At 71.4% G+C, this 16,041-nt stretch carries 14 protein-coding genes and 1 tRNA gene; 8 read left to right on the top strand and 7 right to left on the bottom strand.

The window, feature by feature from the left end:
* Window positions 1–9: 9 nt before the first annotated feature.
* The gene (locus NQO67_RS12255; RefSeq protein ID WP_255949895.1) at window positions 10–1,188 is read right to left on the bottom strand and encodes an MBL fold metallo-hydrolase; all 1,179 of its coding nucleotides are present in this window, start codon (window positions 1,186–1,188) and stop codon (window positions 10–12) included.
* A 274-nt stretch (window positions 1,189–1,462) separates the two neighbouring features.
* Between NQO67_RS12255 and NQO67_RS12250 the strand changes: the two genes are divergently transcribed.
* The 5 genes from NQO67_RS12250 (at window position 1,463) to NQO67_RS12230 (ending at window position 6,095) form a co-directional block, all read left to right on the top strand.
* Window positions 1,463–1,548 (top strand) — tRNA-Arg (locus NQO67_RS12250).
* Between the two features lie 127 nt (window positions 1,549–1,675).
* Window positions 1,676–2,113, top strand: coding sequence for a DUF3592 domain-containing protein (locus NQO67_RS12245; protein WP_255949894.1), 438 nt, complete (start codon window positions 1,676–1,678; stop codon window positions 2,111–2,113).
* 190 nt (window positions 2,114–2,303) lie between these two features.
* Window positions 2,304–3,635: a preATP grasp domain-containing protein gene (locus tag NQO67_RS12240; RefSeq protein WP_255949893.1), complete on the top strand. Its 1,332-nt coding sequence runs from the start codon at window positions 2,304–2,306 to the stop codon at window positions 3,633–3,635.
* 4 nt (window positions 3,636–3,639) lie between these two features.
* A complete protein-coding gene (locus tag NQO67_RS12235; RefSeq protein WP_255949892.1) occupies window positions 3,640–4,746 on the top strand; it encodes an inosamine-phosphate amidinotransferase 1 in 1,107 nt (368 codons plus the stop codon).
* 50 nt (window positions 4,747–4,796) lie between these two features.
* On the top strand, window positions 4,797–6,095 hold the full coding sequence (locus NQO67_RS12230) for an MFS transporter (RefSeq protein ID WP_255949891.1): 1,299 nt from the start codon (window positions 4,797–4,799) through the stop codon (window positions 6,093–6,095).
* A 77-nt stretch (window positions 6,096–6,172) separates the two neighbouring features.
* Here NQO67_RS12230 and NQO67_RS12225 read toward each other — a convergent pair whose 3' ends face one another.
* Entirely contained in the window at window positions 6,173–6,739 is a 567-nt protein-coding gene (locus NQO67_RS12225; protein WP_255949890.1) for a TetR/AcrR family transcriptional regulator, read from the bottom strand.
* 248 nt (window positions 6,740–6,987) lie between these two features.
* On the opposite strand from NQO67_RS12225, the gene NQO67_RS12220 reads away from it, so the two are divergent.
* A complete protein-coding gene (locus NQO67_RS12220) occupies window positions 6,988–8,073 on the top strand; it encodes a nitroreductase family protein (protein WP_255949889.1) in 1,086 nt (361 codons plus the stop codon).
* Between the two features lie 28 nt (window positions 8,074–8,101).
* On the opposite strand, the gene NQO67_RS12215 is transcribed toward NQO67_RS12220, so the two are convergent.
* The 5 genes from NQO67_RS12215 to NQO67_RS12195 form a co-directional block, all read right to left on the bottom strand.
* Window positions 8,102–8,932 carry an SAM-dependent methyltransferase gene (locus NQO67_RS12215; protein ID WP_255949888.1) on the bottom strand — a complete coding sequence of 277 codons (831 nt, stop codon included), beginning with the start codon at window positions 8,930–8,932 and terminating at the stop codon, window positions 8,102–8,104.
* Between the two features lie 358 nt (window positions 8,933–9,290).
* Window positions 9,291–10,184 (bottom strand): S1 family peptidase, encoded by an 894-nt coding sequence (locus NQO67_RS12210; RefSeq protein ID WP_255949887.1) that lies wholly within the window; start codon window positions 10,182–10,184, stop codon window positions 9,291–9,293.
* Window positions 10,185–10,474: 290 nt separating this feature from the next.
* Complete coding sequence (locus tag NQO67_RS12205; protein WP_255949886.1) at window positions 10,475–11,674, bottom strand: S53 family peptidase; 1,200 nt, start codon at window positions 11,672–11,674, stop codon at window positions 10,475–10,477.
* A gap of 767 nt (window positions 11,675–12,441) precedes the next feature.
* Window positions 12,442–13,383 carry a CPBP family intramembrane glutamic endopeptidase gene (locus NQO67_RS12200; protein WP_308295649.1) on the bottom strand — a complete coding sequence of 314 codons (942 nt, stop codon included), beginning with the start codon at window positions 13,381–13,383 and terminating at the stop codon, window positions 12,442–12,444.
* An 83-nt stretch (window positions 13,384–13,466) separates the two neighbouring features.
* Window positions 13,467–13,703 (bottom strand): hypothetical protein, encoded by a 237-nt coding sequence (locus tag NQO67_RS12195; protein ID WP_255949885.1) that lies wholly within the window; start codon window positions 13,701–13,703, stop codon window positions 13,467–13,469.
* 224 nt (window positions 13,704–13,927) lie between these two features.
* Between NQO67_RS12195 and NQO67_RS12190 the strand changes: the two genes are divergently transcribed.
* The gene (locus NQO67_RS12190; RefSeq protein WP_255949884.1) at window positions 13,928–15,367 is read left to right on the top strand and encodes a sensor histidine kinase; all 1,440 of its coding nucleotides are present in this window, start codon (window positions 13,928–13,930) and stop codon (window positions 15,365–15,367) included.
* Complete coding sequence (locus NQO67_RS12185; RefSeq protein ID WP_255949883.1) at window positions 15,355–16,014, top strand: response regulator transcription factor; 660 nt, start codon at window positions 15,355–15,357, stop codon at window positions 16,012–16,014. The genes NQO67_RS12190 and NQO67_RS12185 overlap by 13 nt, the downstream gene beginning before the upstream one ends.
* Window positions 16,015–16,041 lie beyond the last annotated feature (27 nt).

Genomic DNA, 16,041 nt, shown 5'->3' with positions numbered 1-16,041 from the left:
CCGGAACCCTCAGACCAGGGAAGCGAGACTGATCGTCATCAGGTCACGCGAGACCACCACCGGCCGGCTGAAGTTCCGCTCCGCGGCCCGTTTGAAATCACGGTCCGGGACGCTGCCGTCGCCGGGGTAGACGTGGTTGAGCACCAGCGCCTTCGCACCGCACTCGTGCGCGACCCGGCCGACCCCGGGCTTGCGGGCGCCTCCGCCGGGCGGCGTCCAGTCGCGGGACGGGGTGTGCGCCGTGGCGAACTGGTTCGCCATCGTCGCGTAGAGCGCCGAGCCCTTGAAGCGCGCGGTCGCCGCTTCGATGTCCATGACCTCGTTGACGAGCACGTCGGCGCCGTGTGCGAGGGCGGACAGGTTGTCGTTGGGGGTGGTGTCGCCGCTGAACACCACCGAGGCGTCGTCGGTGTCGAACCGGAAGGCGAACGCGGGAAAGACCGGAGGATGGTCGACCAGGGTGGCCGTCACCCGCACGCGGTCGTCCTCGTACACGGCGATGGGCTGCATCTGAGGGGTGTGCTCCACGACGTTCGCGTGCTGCGGAACCTTGATGGCGTGCGCCTTCATCAGGGCGTCTCCGGTTCGCCCGGTGAGATCCATCGGCACGTCGCCGTGGCGCCGGGTGCTGCGCAGCCGTTCGTTGATGTCATAGGCGTTGGCGCGGATCGAGAGGTCGAAGAACTCCTCGATGCCGGGGGTCGGCGCGTCGGGCACCACGAGCGGCGCGTGGGGCTTCTCGGGCAGGCCGGGGGAGGAGGAGTGCTCGGGGCCCGAGAGGTCGGCGCGCCCCGGCCCGTGGACGGCGACCTGCTGGTCGGGGAACTTCCAGTTCGTCCAGTTGAGGGAGAAGAAGTTGAACGCGTCGATGTAGTGGTCGGAGTGCATGTGCGTGATGAACATGGCACGCACCTGCGCGAAGTCGAGCCCTGACTCGGAGAAGCGGACCGGCAGACCGCTGCCCGCGTCGATCAGGTAGATCGCCCCGTCCACCACCAGGGCGGTCGAGGTGGCGGCGCGCGCCCCCGGTATCGGGCCGCCCTGCGTACCCAGCATCACCAGGTGGGTGCCACGCGACGGAGGTGGACCGCTGGAGGCGGGGGTGGCCGACGCCGCGGTCCCCTTCGACTGCTGTTCCGGAGCGGCACAGCAGGACAGCCCGGCCGTCGCGGTCGCCGCGAGGGACATCCCCAGCAACGCTCGACGAGGCGTGTGTGATGTCGTGTGCACGGCCGGTACCTCCGCTGGTTGACTGAACGAACCACCGCCCACCGTATGTATCATTTCTTACGGGCGCAATATAAACGCGATAAGAGTGATCCATGCCGGGGCGGCCGTCGACGCCGCGTCCGGGTCAGGGCGGTGACAGGCGCGGGTCAGCGGCTCGTCAGCGGGCTCGGGCACCATGGTGGTCACGGAGCCGGGGAGGCCGCGGAGGCGAGCGGCGACCCGGTGGCTCCGTGGAGAGGTACCCGAAGTGGCCCAACGGGGTCCGGGACGCGTCCCGGTCGGGTTCTGCCCGCGCAGGTTCGAATCCTGCCCTCTCCGCACAGCGCGGCCGGTCACCGAAGCGTCGGTGGCCGGCCGCATGGCGCTGCCATGGGAACCGGTCGGGACCGGGGCGCCGTCCCACCCCGTGAGTCCCGGACATCTGCCGCGGAAGGGGGTGGGCACGGTGGACTGGCTGGGTGTCGTGATTCCGGTGCTCATGGTCCTGGGCGCCCTCTACGCGGCTGTCGCGGCGGTCCGGCGGCAGGTGCGGTTGCAGCGGGCGTGGGCCAGCGGTCTGACGGCCGAGGGCGTGTGCCTGAGGACGTGGACGACGGTCACGTCCAGCGACAAGGGGGGCTCGACGACGACCCATCATCACGTCTACGAGTTCCTGCCGCGCGGTGCCATGAAGCCGGTCCGCTTCGAGGAGGAGGACGGACCCGCAACGGTGGTGGAGGGCGACCACGTCACCGTCTACTACCCGGCGGACCGTCCCGATCAGGCCACCGCCGTGCAGCGTGGCATCCGACATCTCCTGGGCACCGTGGGGACCCTCGTGTTCCTGCTGGTGTTCATCGTCTTCGCCGGGTGGTTCGCCTACTCCTGGATGACGTTCCCGTAGCGGGCCGAGGCCTGTCAGACGGGCAAGCTCTGGGAAGGAACCACTTCCGGGCCGCGTTTCCAGGGCGTAATCTGACGCATCGTTGTACCGGGCACACAGCGTTCCACGCTCTGCTCCGGTACACGAAGTACCAGGTCAACGCGGTTCGCAACGCGGTGACGGTGAGTTTCATCTGTACGGGGGGACCGTCGTGTCGAAGCTGATCATTGCCAACAGCCGTACCCAGGAGATGGTCGGGGACCTCGCCCTGCTGACGCCCGAGGAACGGGTCTCCGGGGGATGGGGTGCGCAACGCCTGTTCTGGTTCGCCGAGGACGGCGACATCCTCGTGCTCCCGTGGGTCGCCGAGGACGCCTACGTCGACTACGTGCTCGGCCTGACCGGCACGGACCGGTCCACGCTGACCCTGCTGGTGCCGCCGTCCGGCTCGCTCGGGCCCGAGTTGCTGACGCCGGACCGGCTCGCGGACGAGCGGTTCCGTGCCGAGCTGAAGGAAGCGCTCGCCGGCCGGGACGTGCAGCGGATCTTCACGGCCTACGACGACGCCTTCGTGGTGGACCTCGCCAAGGCGATGGGCATCGAGTCGGCGCTGCCGGGCTTCGCGTTCAGCGAGCAGGGCGGCGTCGGCCTGGTCAACAGCAAGGCCACCTTCCGGGCCGTGGCCGCGGGCAGCGGCGTCGCCATCGCACCGGGGGCGATCACGGCAAGCGCCGAACAGGCCGAGTCGGTCATCACGGGCATCCTCGGCCGGGGCCGCAACGTGATCGTCAAGAAGGAGTTCGCCGGCGGCGGTTTCGGGAACGAGATCCTGGCCACCGAAGAGGGCGTGCGCCCGGCGGGTGCTCGCAACGTCGTGCTGCTGCCGGACGCCGAGGCCATCAAGGCGTACGTGGCCGAGCGCTGGTCCTGGCTGACCGGTGGGCGGGACGACCGGCTGGTCATCGAGGAGTACTTCACCAACGCCGTCACGGTGTACGCCGAGTTCGTGATCACCGACGAGGGCTGTGACCTGCTGGGCACCGGCGAGATCCTGATGGAGCCGGTCGCCATCGGCGAGATCGTGCCGCCCAGGTCCCTCGCGCCCGAGGCCCACAAGGAGCTGGTCGAGGCGGGGCGGCAGGTGTGCGAGCCGTTCCGGATCATGGGCTACCGGGGCAACATCAGCGCGGACGCCATCCTCACCCAGGACGGCGCCATCATCTTCAGCGAGACCAACGGCAGGCTCACCGGCTCGACACACCTGCACGCGGTGCTGCGCGACCGCATGCTGGCACCGTCCCACCGGGGCGAGCGGGTCCTGGTGGAGCGGGCCACCTGGTCGGTCCCCTCCTTCACCGGGGCCGTGCGGATGCTGAACGACGCCGGCCTCGGGTTCGATCCCGAGACGGGCACCGGAGTCGTTCTCACCGGCAACTACGTGCCGGTCAACGGCAAGGTCATGTACTGCGTGGTGGCCGAGGACCTGGCGGCCGCCGACGCGATGGTCGAGGCCATGCTGGCGCTCACCGCCGACGAGAAGTGACGGCATGACGGCACAGGAGATCATGCCGGAGGTCGTGGACGCCCGGTGCTCCGTGGTGAACTCCTGGGACGAGTTCACCACGCTGCGGGAAGTGATCGTCGGCGACGCCACCCATGCCCAGCTGCCCAGCATGCCGGCCGACCCGTCGGCCTGGCTGAACTGCTACCCGGAGTTGAGCGCGAGCGAGCTGGGCGGGATCCGCGCGGGCCGCTTCCCGCGGCGGGTGATCGAGGAGACCAACGAGGACCTGGCCGGTCTCGTCGCCATCCTGGAGAAGTTCGGGAGCACCGTGCACCGGCCCGCGGTGCTCGACCACACGGCCGCCTTCGGCACACCCGACTGGAGCACGACCGGCTTCAGCTGCTACTGCCCGCGCGATCTGACCCTGGTCATCGGCTCGACGCTGATCGAGACCCCCAGCCCGGCCCGTGCCCGCTACTTCGAGCACTTCGGACTGCGCCCGCTGCTCCAGGACTACCTGCGGCGCGGTGCCCGGTGGATCGCGGCACCCCGGCCGCGGCTGGCCGACGGGCTGTACCTGCGGGACGCGGACGGGATGCCGTACCTCGGTGAGGACGAGCCGGCGTTCGAGGCGGCCAACGCGCTGCGCCTCGGCCGGGACCTGCTGTACCAGGTCTCCCGCAGCGGTAACGAGAGCGGGCTGCGCTGGCTGGAGTCGACCCTGGACCTGCTGGGCGGCGTCAGGGTGCACCCGCTGCGCGGGATATACGGCTACACGCACATCGACAGCACGATCACCTTCCTCAGGCCCGGCCTGGTGCTGCTCAACCCGGAGCGGATCGGCCCCGACGCCATACCGGAACCGCTGGCCGGCTGGGACGTCCTGTGGTGCCCACCGCCGCCCGACGAGCCGTCCCCCGACGGACAGCCGGGACTCAGCGGGCCGTGGATCAGCATGAACCTGTTGATGCTCGACGAGGAGACCGCCGTCGTGGACGCCGGCCATCCCGAGCTGCTGGCCGCGTTGGAGCAGCGGGGCATCACCGTCGTCCCGCACCGGCTGCGCCACCAGCGCGCCCTGGGCGGCGGGTTCCACTGCGTGACCCTGGACACCGTCCGTGCCGGAGGGCCCGAGAGCTACCTCGGCTGAAGGCTGCGACACGGAGCCGGGCCGACACAACACGAGGAGCGGGACCCGCCATGTTCGCCGCGGTCAAGCGCACGCCGTACTGGCCTGTGATCACCCATCCGGTACTGGGCAGGGTGCTGCCCGGAATCGGGCTGTCCAGCATCGGCGACGGGATGAGCACCGTGGCGGTCCCCTGGCTGGCGCTGCAACTCGCCCCGCCGGGCGAGCGCGGCACCTGGGTGGCGCTCGCGGCGGCCGCCTACACCCTGCCGGGCGCGCTCGGCGCGGTGGCCTTCGACCGGTTCCTGCGGGGCAGGCCCGGCGCCCAGCTGGCCGGCTGGGACGCCGTCGCCCGCGCCGTCCTGCTGGGCGCGATTCCGCTCGCCCACCTGGCGGGCGCGCTGAGCCCCGCGTTGTACGTGGTCCTGCTCGCGCTGTCCTCGCTGCTGAGCGCATGGGGCAAGGCGGGCCGGTACACCCTGCTCGCCGAGCTGCTGCCGAAGGAGCATGTGCTGGCGGGCAACGCGGTGGTCAACGTCCTGCTGGAGTTCTCCACCGTCGGTGGACCGCCGCTGGCCGCGGTCGTGATCGCCTGGGCGGGCGGCCCGACGTCCGTGATCGCCTGTGACGCGGCGTCCTTCGCGGTGCTGGCCCTGACCTACACCCGTGCGGTGCCGCGCGAGGTGCGGGGCACCCGCGTCAAGGGCACCGCGTCCAGGTCCGCCGGATTCCAGGTCATCGGCCGCGACCGGCACCTGCTCACCCTGATGGCGCTGACGTTCGGCTTCTTCACCCTCTTCGGCCCCGTGACGGTGGCGCTCCCGCTGCACGTCGCCGGGGACCTGCACGGCTCCGCCGCGCAAATGGCCGGCTACTACACGGCGTTCGGTATCGGCGCGGTGACGAGCGCGGCGGCGGCCGGCTACATGAGGTCCTGGCCGATGCAGGGCACGACCGTCGGCATCGTGCTGTGCTTCGGTGCGGCGCTGCTGCCCCTGGGCCTCAGCGGCTCGCTCGTCGTCGGCTGTGTCGCCTTCGGCCTGTGCGGGCTGATCTGGGGACCGTTCCCCTCCACCACCACCCTGCTGTTCCAGCGTGCCGTGCCCACCGACGAACTGGCCACCGTGCTCGCCGCACGCGGCGCGGTGACCTCGCTGTCCAGCCCGGCCGGCGCGCTGGTCGCCGCACCGCTGGTGGCCGCCGTCACGGCGCGCGGCACCCTGGTCGTCTCCGCGGTCGGCATGCTCGTCCTCGGCGCGCTGACCGGGGTCGTCTTCCTCGCGCAGCGGTCGGCGCCGTCGGCGACCGAGCAGCCTCAGGTGTCCGTCTCCGGGGAATCGTCGGGGGCCGCAGACCCCGATTCGAGCTGAACCGGGGTCCCGGGAGACGGATCCGGAGGTGGGAGAGCCGGCAGAGGGGGGCGGCCGTGCCTGCCGTCTTCGTCGTTTCACTCGCCTCGTGAGCCGCGATGGCCGTCGAGGAAGCCGGTGACGAGGGCGTTCGGGTCGTAGGAGGCGATCGTCGGGGTGCCGGTTCGGGCCCACAGGCCGACCGCCATGACCGGTGCGATCAGCGTCCACAACAACTGCATCGGGTCGCCCGGGGCGATGCGGCCTCGCTCCTGGTGGGCCGCGATCATCTGGGCGGCGTTGCGCAGGTTCGGCACGAGGGACATGGCCTCGCTCAGCTCCGGGTGGCGCGGTAGCTCGATGAGCAGGGTCAGGGCGGCGCCGCCGTACCGCTCCACCGTTTCGGCATAGGCCCGGACCAGGGCGACGAGGTCGGCCACGACGTCGTCCGTGGCGGCCAGTCGGGCGAACGGCGAGCGGGCCAGCGTGTGCGTCAGCGCCGCGTTGATCAGGGCTGCCTTGCTGTCGTAGCGGCGGTACAGGGTCACCTCGTTGATGCCGGACCTTCTGGCGATCTCCTGTGTGGTGGCGGCCTGGTAGCCGTGCTCGGCGAAGACGGTGACGGTTGTCTCGAACAGCTTGTCAACGTCGATCTGCCTGGGCATATGCCTCCAAAGTCGGAATGTTCACCCCCTCTTATGCAAGTACGTACTTGCATAAGGCGTGGGAACGAACCTAGCATCTGGTTGTCGAGGAAACCCCAGAACCGGGTGAGAGGCGAATCATGACGCAGGCTCAGTTACGCCGCCGAGACCGCGGCCCACGCTCGACGACCGACACGTCCCCGCACACGGTCGGCAGGCGGCCAGCCGGCCCGCTGCCCCGGGCGTTACGGCGGCTGAAGGCGCGGCTGATGTTCACGGGCTGGCTCCAGTACCTGCCCACGGTGGCCGCCGGGATCGTCTTCCTTGCCGTCTCCGCTGTCGGAAGGCTGATCGGTGCCTGGCAGGCGGCGCTGTTCTGGCTGCCGTTCACCGTCGGCGTCCTGCTGCTGGCCGCCGCGGCGTTCGACGTGGTCACCCTGAAGCTGGGGGTGCGGCCCGGCGAGTCGGTGCCGCGGCGGCGGGAGGGGCTCGACGCCTTCGATCTCATGCGCTCACGACGCTCCTGCCGCTCCTTCCAGAGCCGCGATCTGAGCGGGGCGCACCGGGCGGAGCTCATGCGGGTGGTCGGCGAGTACGTCCGGCCCGATCACCTCATCGGCACCGGCCCGATCCGGCTGGAGTACCTCGCCGCCCCCCTCACCGTGTGGCCGACCGTGGGCGCCCACGAGTTCGTCGTCGCCATCGCCCCGCGTGACTACGACCGCATGGCCGTCGTCGACGTCGGCCGGAGCCTTCAGAAAGTGATCCTGCACGCCGGGCGGATGGGGGTGGCCACCTGCTGGATCGGTCCGGGCGCCGACCAGGCCAGCGTCGTCGCGCAGCTGGGCGACCGCTTCGATCCCGACCGCGACCATGTGATCTGCGTCTGCGCCGTGGGATACCGATCGCGTTTCAAGCCGCTGACCGTGCGCGCCATCGAACGGGCACAGCGTCGCCGACTGCCCCTGCCGTCGCTGTTCTTCACCGATCCCTGCGGCCGGCAGCCGCTGCCGGCGGACGCCCCACCGTTCTCGTCCTTCGGGCGTTGCTACGAGGCGTGCCGCTGGTCGCCCTCGTCCTTCAACAGCCAGACGACCCGCTGCGTCGGCGTGACGGACGCCACCGGAGGGACCGTGCGGCGATTCGACTTCTACGCCAGCACCACCTCGCGGTACTACGCCCCCGTGGCGCTCGGGATCTGGTGCGCACACTGGGAGACCGGCTGCGCCGCACTCGGCATCCCTGGAAGCTTCCGCGTCCTGACCCGCGAGGAGCGGGGCGCCCCGGACGCCCCGGAACTGCCCCACTACGACGTGAGCTGGGTCACCGACCCCGCCTATGCCATCGCGGCGTGAACGCACCCGAGATGACGGAACGGCCCGGTCAGGGCTTGATGGCGACTCCGACCCACAGGCTGATCTCGGCGTCCGTGGGCTCCTCGCCGGGTGCCTCGGCGGTGTCGTCCACGGGATCCGGACGCCAGCGGTGACCGACGGCCATGCCGGGCTCCAGCAGGTCAAGGCCGGTGAAGAAGCGCGCCACGTCCGCCTTGGGGCGGAACTGCAACGGCGTGCCACTCCGGTGGTAGATCTCGGTGATCTTCTCCCAGGCCTCCGGGTCGAAGTCGGTGGTGCCGTGACTCAGGACCAGGGCGCTGCCGGAGGGCAGGGCACCCATGAGACGGTCGACGATTCCGTACGGGTCCTGGGAGTCGGTGACGAAGTGCATGATGGCCATGAGGGACAACGCGACCGGCTTGGTCAGGTCCAGGACCTCGTGGAACTCCGGGGCGTTCAGGATCGAGTCGGGTTCGTTGATGTCCGCGTGGATGTAGGCGGTACGACCCTCCCGGGTGCTGTGCATCAGGGTCTGGGCGTACTTCAGGACCAGGGGGTCGTTGTCGGTGTAGACGACCCTCGCCTCCGGCGCGACGGCCTGTGCCACCTGGTGCAGATTGGGGTTGGTCGGGATGCCGGTGCCGATGTCGAGCCACTGCCGGATGCCGTGCTGCCCGGCGAGCACACGGGTCGCCCGCTGCATGAAGGACCGGTTCGCCTGAGCCCCGATGAAGATGGTGGGAAACTCCGCGGCGACCCGTTCCGCTGCCTCCCGGTCGACCTCGAAATGGTCCTTGCCGCCCAGGTAGTAGTCGTACATGCGGGCCGAGTGCGGCCTGCTGGTGTCGAGGTCCCGCGGTGCGGGCGGCTGGGTCATCGGGGCCCCGTTTCCGTGCTGTGCGTGGGCATGTCGCGCCGGCCGCAACCGGTTCGACCGGCCACGTCCGCGGGTGGTGCTGCGGTGCTGCGACGGGCCGTCGGTCGACGACCAGTGGTCGACGAAACCGCCGCCCACCCTGGTCACGCACGCTCTGAAGGCGTCTGGGTGAGGACGGGGACGGGCCCTATCGGTGGGTCACCGTACCGCGATACGACGGTCGGCGAGCCGTTTCGGTTTCACGCACGGCCGTTTGCGGTGCTTCGAGGGCACGGTGCACCGTCGACTGCCTGGCCGAGGAAGCGAGGCGCCGGAGACGGCCCGGTCGCGCATCCCTCTGCGCGACCGGGCCGTGTGTTCAGTAGACGGTCACCCCGTACGCGTTGGCCGCCTCGGGTACGGGCTGGTAGAACGTGGTGCCTCCGCTGGTGCAGTCGCCGCTGCCGCCGGAGGTGATGCCCAGGGCCTTCTTGCCGTCGTAGAGCGGGCCACCGGAGTCGCCGGGTTCGGCGCACACGTTGGTCTGGATCATGCCGCTCACCGTGCCGCCTCCGCTGCCGGAGTAGCGGACGCTGACGTTGAGCGCGGTGACCGTGCCGCTGTGGGTGCCGGACGTCGATCCGGTGCGCTTGACCGACTCGCCGACCGTTGCGTTGGCCGCGCTGTAGCCGCCGGGGTGGGTGAGTGCGGTGTTGTCGTAGCGGACCAGGGCGTAGTCGTTGCCCGGGAAGCTGGAGCCGACGGTCGCACCGATGAGGGTGGTGTGTCCGGAGTTGGTGTACCAGGTACTGGCGATGTTGCCGCAGTGACCCGCGGTGAGGAAGTAGTAGGTGCTGCCCTGGACGACGTTGAAGCCGAGGGAGCAGCGGTAGTTGCCGCCGTAGATGGCGTTGCCGGCGGAGAGGAGCGGCCGGAAGACTCCGTCGGTGCGTCGCACGTCGATGGTGTCCGCGGCGGCACCCGCGCTGTGCCTGAGCGTGGCTATCTCCGCGCGGGAGACGGAGCTGTCGGCGGTGACGACGACACGGTGGGACGTCTCGTCGGCGTACCAGGCGATACCCGTGACCTCGGAACGCTGGACTGCGTCACGCACTGCGGAGAGCGAGACGGTGCTGGTGGAACCGGCCGGCGCCTGCGCCGCCTGGGCGGTCGGCAGGCCCAGCGTGGCGGCTGCGGCGAGTCCTGCCGCCAGGGCGAGCAGACGCGTGGATCTCCGGCGTGCGGAACGGTACGGAGTGCGCTCGAATCTCACTGTCTCCTCCTCAGGAGCGAGGGGCCCGGGGGGTGAGAGGCCCTGGATCGTGTCAGGTGAGCCCCACATCTGTAGATGTGTCGCGTACCTGACAATTGGTTAGTGTCGGGGTGAACACCCGGTTTCGGCAAGAACGCCTGCGTCGTTCCTGGTGCACACCGTGCACCGTGCACCAGGAACGGTGCGGCGGGGGCGGGCTGGGGTCGGTGCGGGCCGCGCCGCTGGCTCCGGGGGGCGGCCCGCTTGCTCGTGGCCGGCGTGTGGCCGATCGGGAGCAGGTCGGGGTCGGATCAGAACGCTCCGACGCCGTTGGGCGTGCCGAGGCCGGTGGGTCCGTCCCAGCCGGTGCGGGCGTTGCACCACTGGGTGGTCGGGCAGCTGCCGTTGCTGCCGGTGGTCACGTCCCAGAGCGCGGAGGCGTGCGTGTAGGGGTAGTTGTTGTCGATGGAGCCGGTGTTGCCGGCCAGCCCGTAGACCGAGGCGATGATCGGTGCCGACACGCTCGTGCCGCCGAACACCAACCAGCCGGACCTGCCCTGGTAGGCGGTGCTGTCGTAGACCGCCACCCCGGTCGCCGGGTTGGCCACGGCGGAGACGTCGGCTTCGGCCCGCTTGCCGCAGCCGGTGTCGAAGGAGGCCGCCCCGGAGAGCGCGGTGTTGTAGCCGGAGCAGCCGCTGCCGGCGCCGCTCCAGGCGCTCTCGGTCCAGCCGCGGGAGGTGGCCGCGGTGGTCAGGCTGGTGCCGCCCACGGCCGTGACGTAGTGCGAGGAGGCGGGGTACTCGGCGCCGTAGCCGGCGTCACCGGAGCTGGCGGTGACGGCGATGCCCGGGTGGTCGTAGTAGGAACCGTAGGAGGTGTCGGAGGCGTCGGAGCCGCCGTAGCTGTTGCTGATCGCCACGACGCCGGATGTCGCGGCCGCCCGGTTCACTGCCGCGCCCAGGTTGGCGAAGCTGTTGGAGTCGGCCTCCACCAGCAGGATGTGGCAGTTGGGGCAGACGGCCGAGACCATGTCGATGTCGAGGGATATCTCCTGTGCCCAGCCGGCGTTGGTGCGCGGGTAGTTGGTGCCGCCGTCCTGGTCGATCTTCCGGAAGCAGCCGTTGGCCGTGGTGCAGGCGGGCAGGCCGTACTGGGAGCGGTAGACGGCCAGGTCCGCTTCGGCCGTCGGGTCGTCGTAGGCGTCGACGATGGCGACCGTGCGGCCCGAGCCGGCGCTCGCGGACGGCAGGTTGTAGGCGGACTGGAGGTCGGCTGGCCCGTACCCCGACGGTGTGGCGGTGGGATGGGCCGATCTGAGCGGGGTCACGTCCGTCCGGACGACGGCTTGGCAGGCGGCGGAGCCGGCCTTGGGCGCGGCGCAGGCGTGCGCGGTCGCCACCGCGGGGGTCGTGGCGGCGTGCGACAGGGCCGCGCCCGGACCCAGGACCACCAGGGGCAGGGCGGCCAGGATCGCGGATCCCGCGCTGATCATCTTCGCGCGTAGATGCATGTGACGTTCCTTCGGTTCGAGGCGAACGAGGACACTTCAGCGTGCTGGCTCAGGGGTGTATTGATATCCCATGAGATGTTAAAGAATATTTTGATGTGATAAGTCATGCTGGCGGAGCGGGGGGCTGTACCGGGAGGGCTGCACGCGGGCACCAGGGCACGCCGCCAGAGCGCGAACCGGCAGCGCGGGAACGAGCCGGCGGGCACGGATCAGCAGCACGCGTCGGCCGCTGCACGGGCATGCCGTGGGCGGGTCGGACGGGTGCGGAACGGAGCGGCGGGGCGTACCGTGCCGGGCCGTCAGGTGACGGGACGGATGGGGCCGGTGCGGCTCCGGCGCCCGCTCACGACGCTGACGGTGGCTTTCCCGCCGAGGGCCCGTCGGCGTCGGCGGTCGGCCTGGACGCGGCTGTGACGGGCGGGATCAGATGTCCCCGGGAGCGTAGGACCCTCACTGGTACCTCCACTTGGAGAAGCGGGAACCCGCGCGGTCGTGCGGGCTCATGGTGAGCGGTCAGGTGTTCCCCCGGGTCGTTGTGACCCTGACGAATGTCGAAAGGGAGTATTCGGTTCCGAGGACCGTGGCGCAAGACCCAGTGATGCGGTTTCAGCCATCAGCCCTGGTCACACCATCAGGAACCGTCGGGTCAACGGTGCCTGATGGTGTGGCCGCGCACCCGTCCGGGCACGCGGCACACCGGCGCCGAGCCCGAAGCCGGCGGCCGTCAGCGCCCCAGCCACCCCCCGTCGACCGGCAGGACGGCTCCGTCAGCCGGAAGCGAGGGCGGCGGTTGCGGGCGCCGGAGGGCAGCCCAGCCGGCCGCGGGTGGCGACCAGCAGGACGACGGCCGCGGTGAGGGAGCCGAGCAGGAAGGCGTGCGCGACGTCCTGGCGGGAGAGCGTGGGGAAGAGGTCGGACGAGGCGAGGGAGAAGTAGTTGTTCACGCTGCAATGCAGCAGCATGGCCAGCGGCAGGCTCTCGCCGGTGGCGTTGAACACCCAGGTCATGACGGTGCTGAAGGCGATCGTGGTGGCGATGAACTCCACTGGCGTGGTCCAGGGCACGTGCGGCCCGCCGCCCCACTCGGTCAGGAACAGCGGGAGGTGCCAGGCACCCCACAGCGGGCCGACGACGAGGGTGGCGCGCAGTGGACCGTGGCGGAGCTGGAGGCGGGGCATGGCGAACTCGCGCCAGCCGGGCTCCTCCGCCAGACCGGTGGTGAGCATCTGGACGAGCAGGCCGGGCAGGAACGCGGCCAGCACCGCGGTGGACGGCAGCGCGGGCCCCTGGCCGGTCACTGCGGTCGAGGCGAGGGTCAGGACGGCCGGCACCGAGAGCAGGACCACGAGGTACCAGCGCGGGCCCACCCGGAGCCTCGTCACCCGGCGGCGCCAGGCCTGCAACCCCGAACGCCCCTCCGTGACCCCGGTCACCAGGAGGGCCGACGTGATCGGGCCCAGGTAGGCCCCGGGCAGGACGCCCAGCAACTGGCTGCCGCCGGAACCGCCGGGGAAGGTGAAGTGCCAGGCGCCCATACCGTTCTCGGACAGGATGTACGGGATCCAGGCGGCCCAGCTCAACAGGTAGGCGAGCGAGAAGAACCAGGTCAGCGGGTGTCGGCGGATGCTCTCCCGCGGACCGGCGGCGCGGTCTCGCCGAGGCGTGCCGGCCGGTCGGGTCGCGGTGCCGGCGGGGACTTGGGCGCTCACTGCGAGATCCCTTCGGGGTCGGGGGTCGGAGGTCGGGGGTTGGGTGTCGGTTTCGGTGGTGACCTTTGACAGGGCGGCAGCGCTCACCGACGGCCCCTCAGACGGCGCGCCACGAGGATCCCGCCGCACACCAGGGTGACGGCGCCGCAGACCAGGTTCACCCAGCTGATCGCCGCGCTGTACGAGACGACCATGTTGATGACGGCGCTGGTCACCGCCATGATCCAGAGCAGTGAACGGAAGATGTCCGCGCGGGTGAGACCGGGCGGCGACGGCTCGCCGGGGCAGCCGGCGAGGCGGTGCGGTTCGGTGTGCGACATGGGGTTCCTCCGTCGGTCCGGGCGGTGTCCTGCTGACCTCACCGACGCTATGGATCCGCACCCCTCCCGGCCGATCCCGCAGCCCACCCAGTGCGGGTACCGGCAGCCCACCCGCCCTGGTACAGCAGGCTGTACTTCTCACCCTGGGACGCTGACGCGAACAGGACCACGACATAAGGTCGTTGGCGCGGTGCACCGGACGGAACGCGTGGGACGGAGAGCGGATGTCCATCCAGGGCCAGGCTCCGGCGGGCCGGCAGGACGTGGGCCGGCGGGGCACAGAGCACCCGGGCGCGGATAACCGGGGCACGGGCAACCCGGGCACGGAGCAGCCGAGCACGACCAGCCCGGGCACGGAACACCCGGGCACGGGGCACCCGGGCGCGGACCGCCGCGTCACCAGCCTCAGGAACGGTGTCGTACCGCCCCTGACCGCGGCCCGCACCGCGGTCGCGCAGCTCGCGTCGGGGCTCAGGACCGCCCTGCTCGCCCTGCTGGTGCTGCTCTGGGCGGCCGTCACCGCGGTGACGAGCCTGATCGGCATCGGGCTGCTGGCGGCACCCTTCGTCCTGCGCGCGCTGCACGCGCTGGCCGGGCGGGAACGCGCGCGGCTCGGCCGCTGGGGCCCCGAGGTCATCGGCCCGCAGGCGCCGCCCACGCGGCTGCGGCCCGCCCTCGTCGACCCCACCACCCGCCGGGAGCTGCGCTGGCTGCTGCGGCACGCCACCCTCGGGCTGCTGCTGGGACTGCTCGGCGTCTACCTGCCGGTCGCCGCCCTCCGCGACACCACGTTCCCGCTGTACTGGCGGGCCATGCCCGAGGACACCACCGCCACCTCGGTGGGCTTCGGCGTCGCGCACTCCTGGCCGGACGCGCTCGCCGTGGCGCTGCTGGGCCTGAGCTGGATCGTCATCATCCTCGGGCTCACCCCCGGCATGGCCCGCCTCCAGGCCCGGCCCGGACGCAGCCTCCTCGTGGCCGGTCCGGACGTCGACCTCTCCCTGCGGGTGGCGGAGCTGACCGCCACCCGCGCCGCCGCGCTGGACGCCCACGCCGTCGAACTGCGCCGTATCGAACGGTCGTTGCACGACGGCACGCAGAACCGCATCGTCACCGTCACCGTCCTGCTCGGCGCGGCCCGTCGCATGGTGGCCCGCGACCCGGCCGGCGCCGACGAGCTGCTGGAACGTGCCCAGTCGGCCGCCGAACAGGCGCTCGCCGAACTACGCACGGTCTCCCGGAGCATCCTGCCGCCGGTCCTGGACGACCGGGGTCTGACCGGCGCGCTGTCCGGCCTCGCCGCCAACTGCCCGGTGCCGTGCCGGGTCGACGTCGACATACCCGAGCGGTGTGCCGCGTCCGTCGAGGCGACCGCCTACTTCGTGGTCGCCGAGGCGCTGACCAACGTCGCCAAGCACAGCGGTGCAGCGCACGCCACCGTCACGGCGCACAGCCGCGGCGGCACGCTGCTGCTGCGCGTCGAGGACGACGGCCGTGGCGGCGCCGGGGGCACATCCGAGGCGGTCGGCTCCGGGGGAGAGGGGGGCGGCTCAGGGCTCACCGGCATGCGCCGCCGGGTCGCGGCGCACGACGGTAGCCTCAGCCTGACCAGCCCTCAGGGCGGCCCGACAACGCTTCAGGTGGAGCTTCCATGCGGATCGTGATGGCCGAGGACGACCCGTTGCTGCGCGAGGGCCTCGCCCTGCTGCTGCGGGCCGAAGGACTCGACGTGGTGGCCACCGCCGGCACCCCCGAAGGGGCGCTCGCCGCCATCGAGGAGCACCGCCCGGACATCGCCATCCTCGACGTGCGGATGCCGCCGACCCACACCGACGAAGGGATCCGCACGGCCGTCGAGGCCCGTCGCCGGCGGCCCGGCCTGGCCGTCCTCGTGCTCTCCGGCTACGTCGAGCAGAGCTTCGCCGCCGAACTGCTCGGCGGTGGTGTGGGCGGGCTCGGCTACCTGCTCAAGGAGCGGGTCGGGCGGGTCGAGGAGTTCCTGGACGCGCTGCGACGGGTGGCCGGCGGGGGCACCGCCATCGACCCCGAGGTCGTCGCGCAGTTGTTCACCCGCTCCCGCCAGGACCCCCGCCTGGAGCGGCTCAGCCCCCGCGAGCGCGACGTGCTCGGCCTGATGGCCGAAGGGCTCGGCAACACGGCCATCGCCGGCCGGCTCGTGGTCACCGAGGGCGCCGTCCACAAGCACATCCGCAGCATCTTCGCCAAGCTCGAGCTGTCCCCCGGCGACCAGGTGGACCGGCGGGTCGCCGCCGTCCTGCGCTACCTGGAGGAGGAGCGGCGGCTGGCATGAGCACCGCAGGCCGGGGCGCGGGCGGAG

The organism is Streptomyces odontomachi, from assembly GCF_024435355.1.
Lineage (GTDB): Bacteria > Actinomycetota > Actinomycetes > Streptomycetales > Streptomycetaceae > Streptomyces > Streptomyces odontomachi.
Note: the sequence above shows the minus strand (reverse complement) of the source record. Positions and strands in the feature narration are given on the sequence as shown.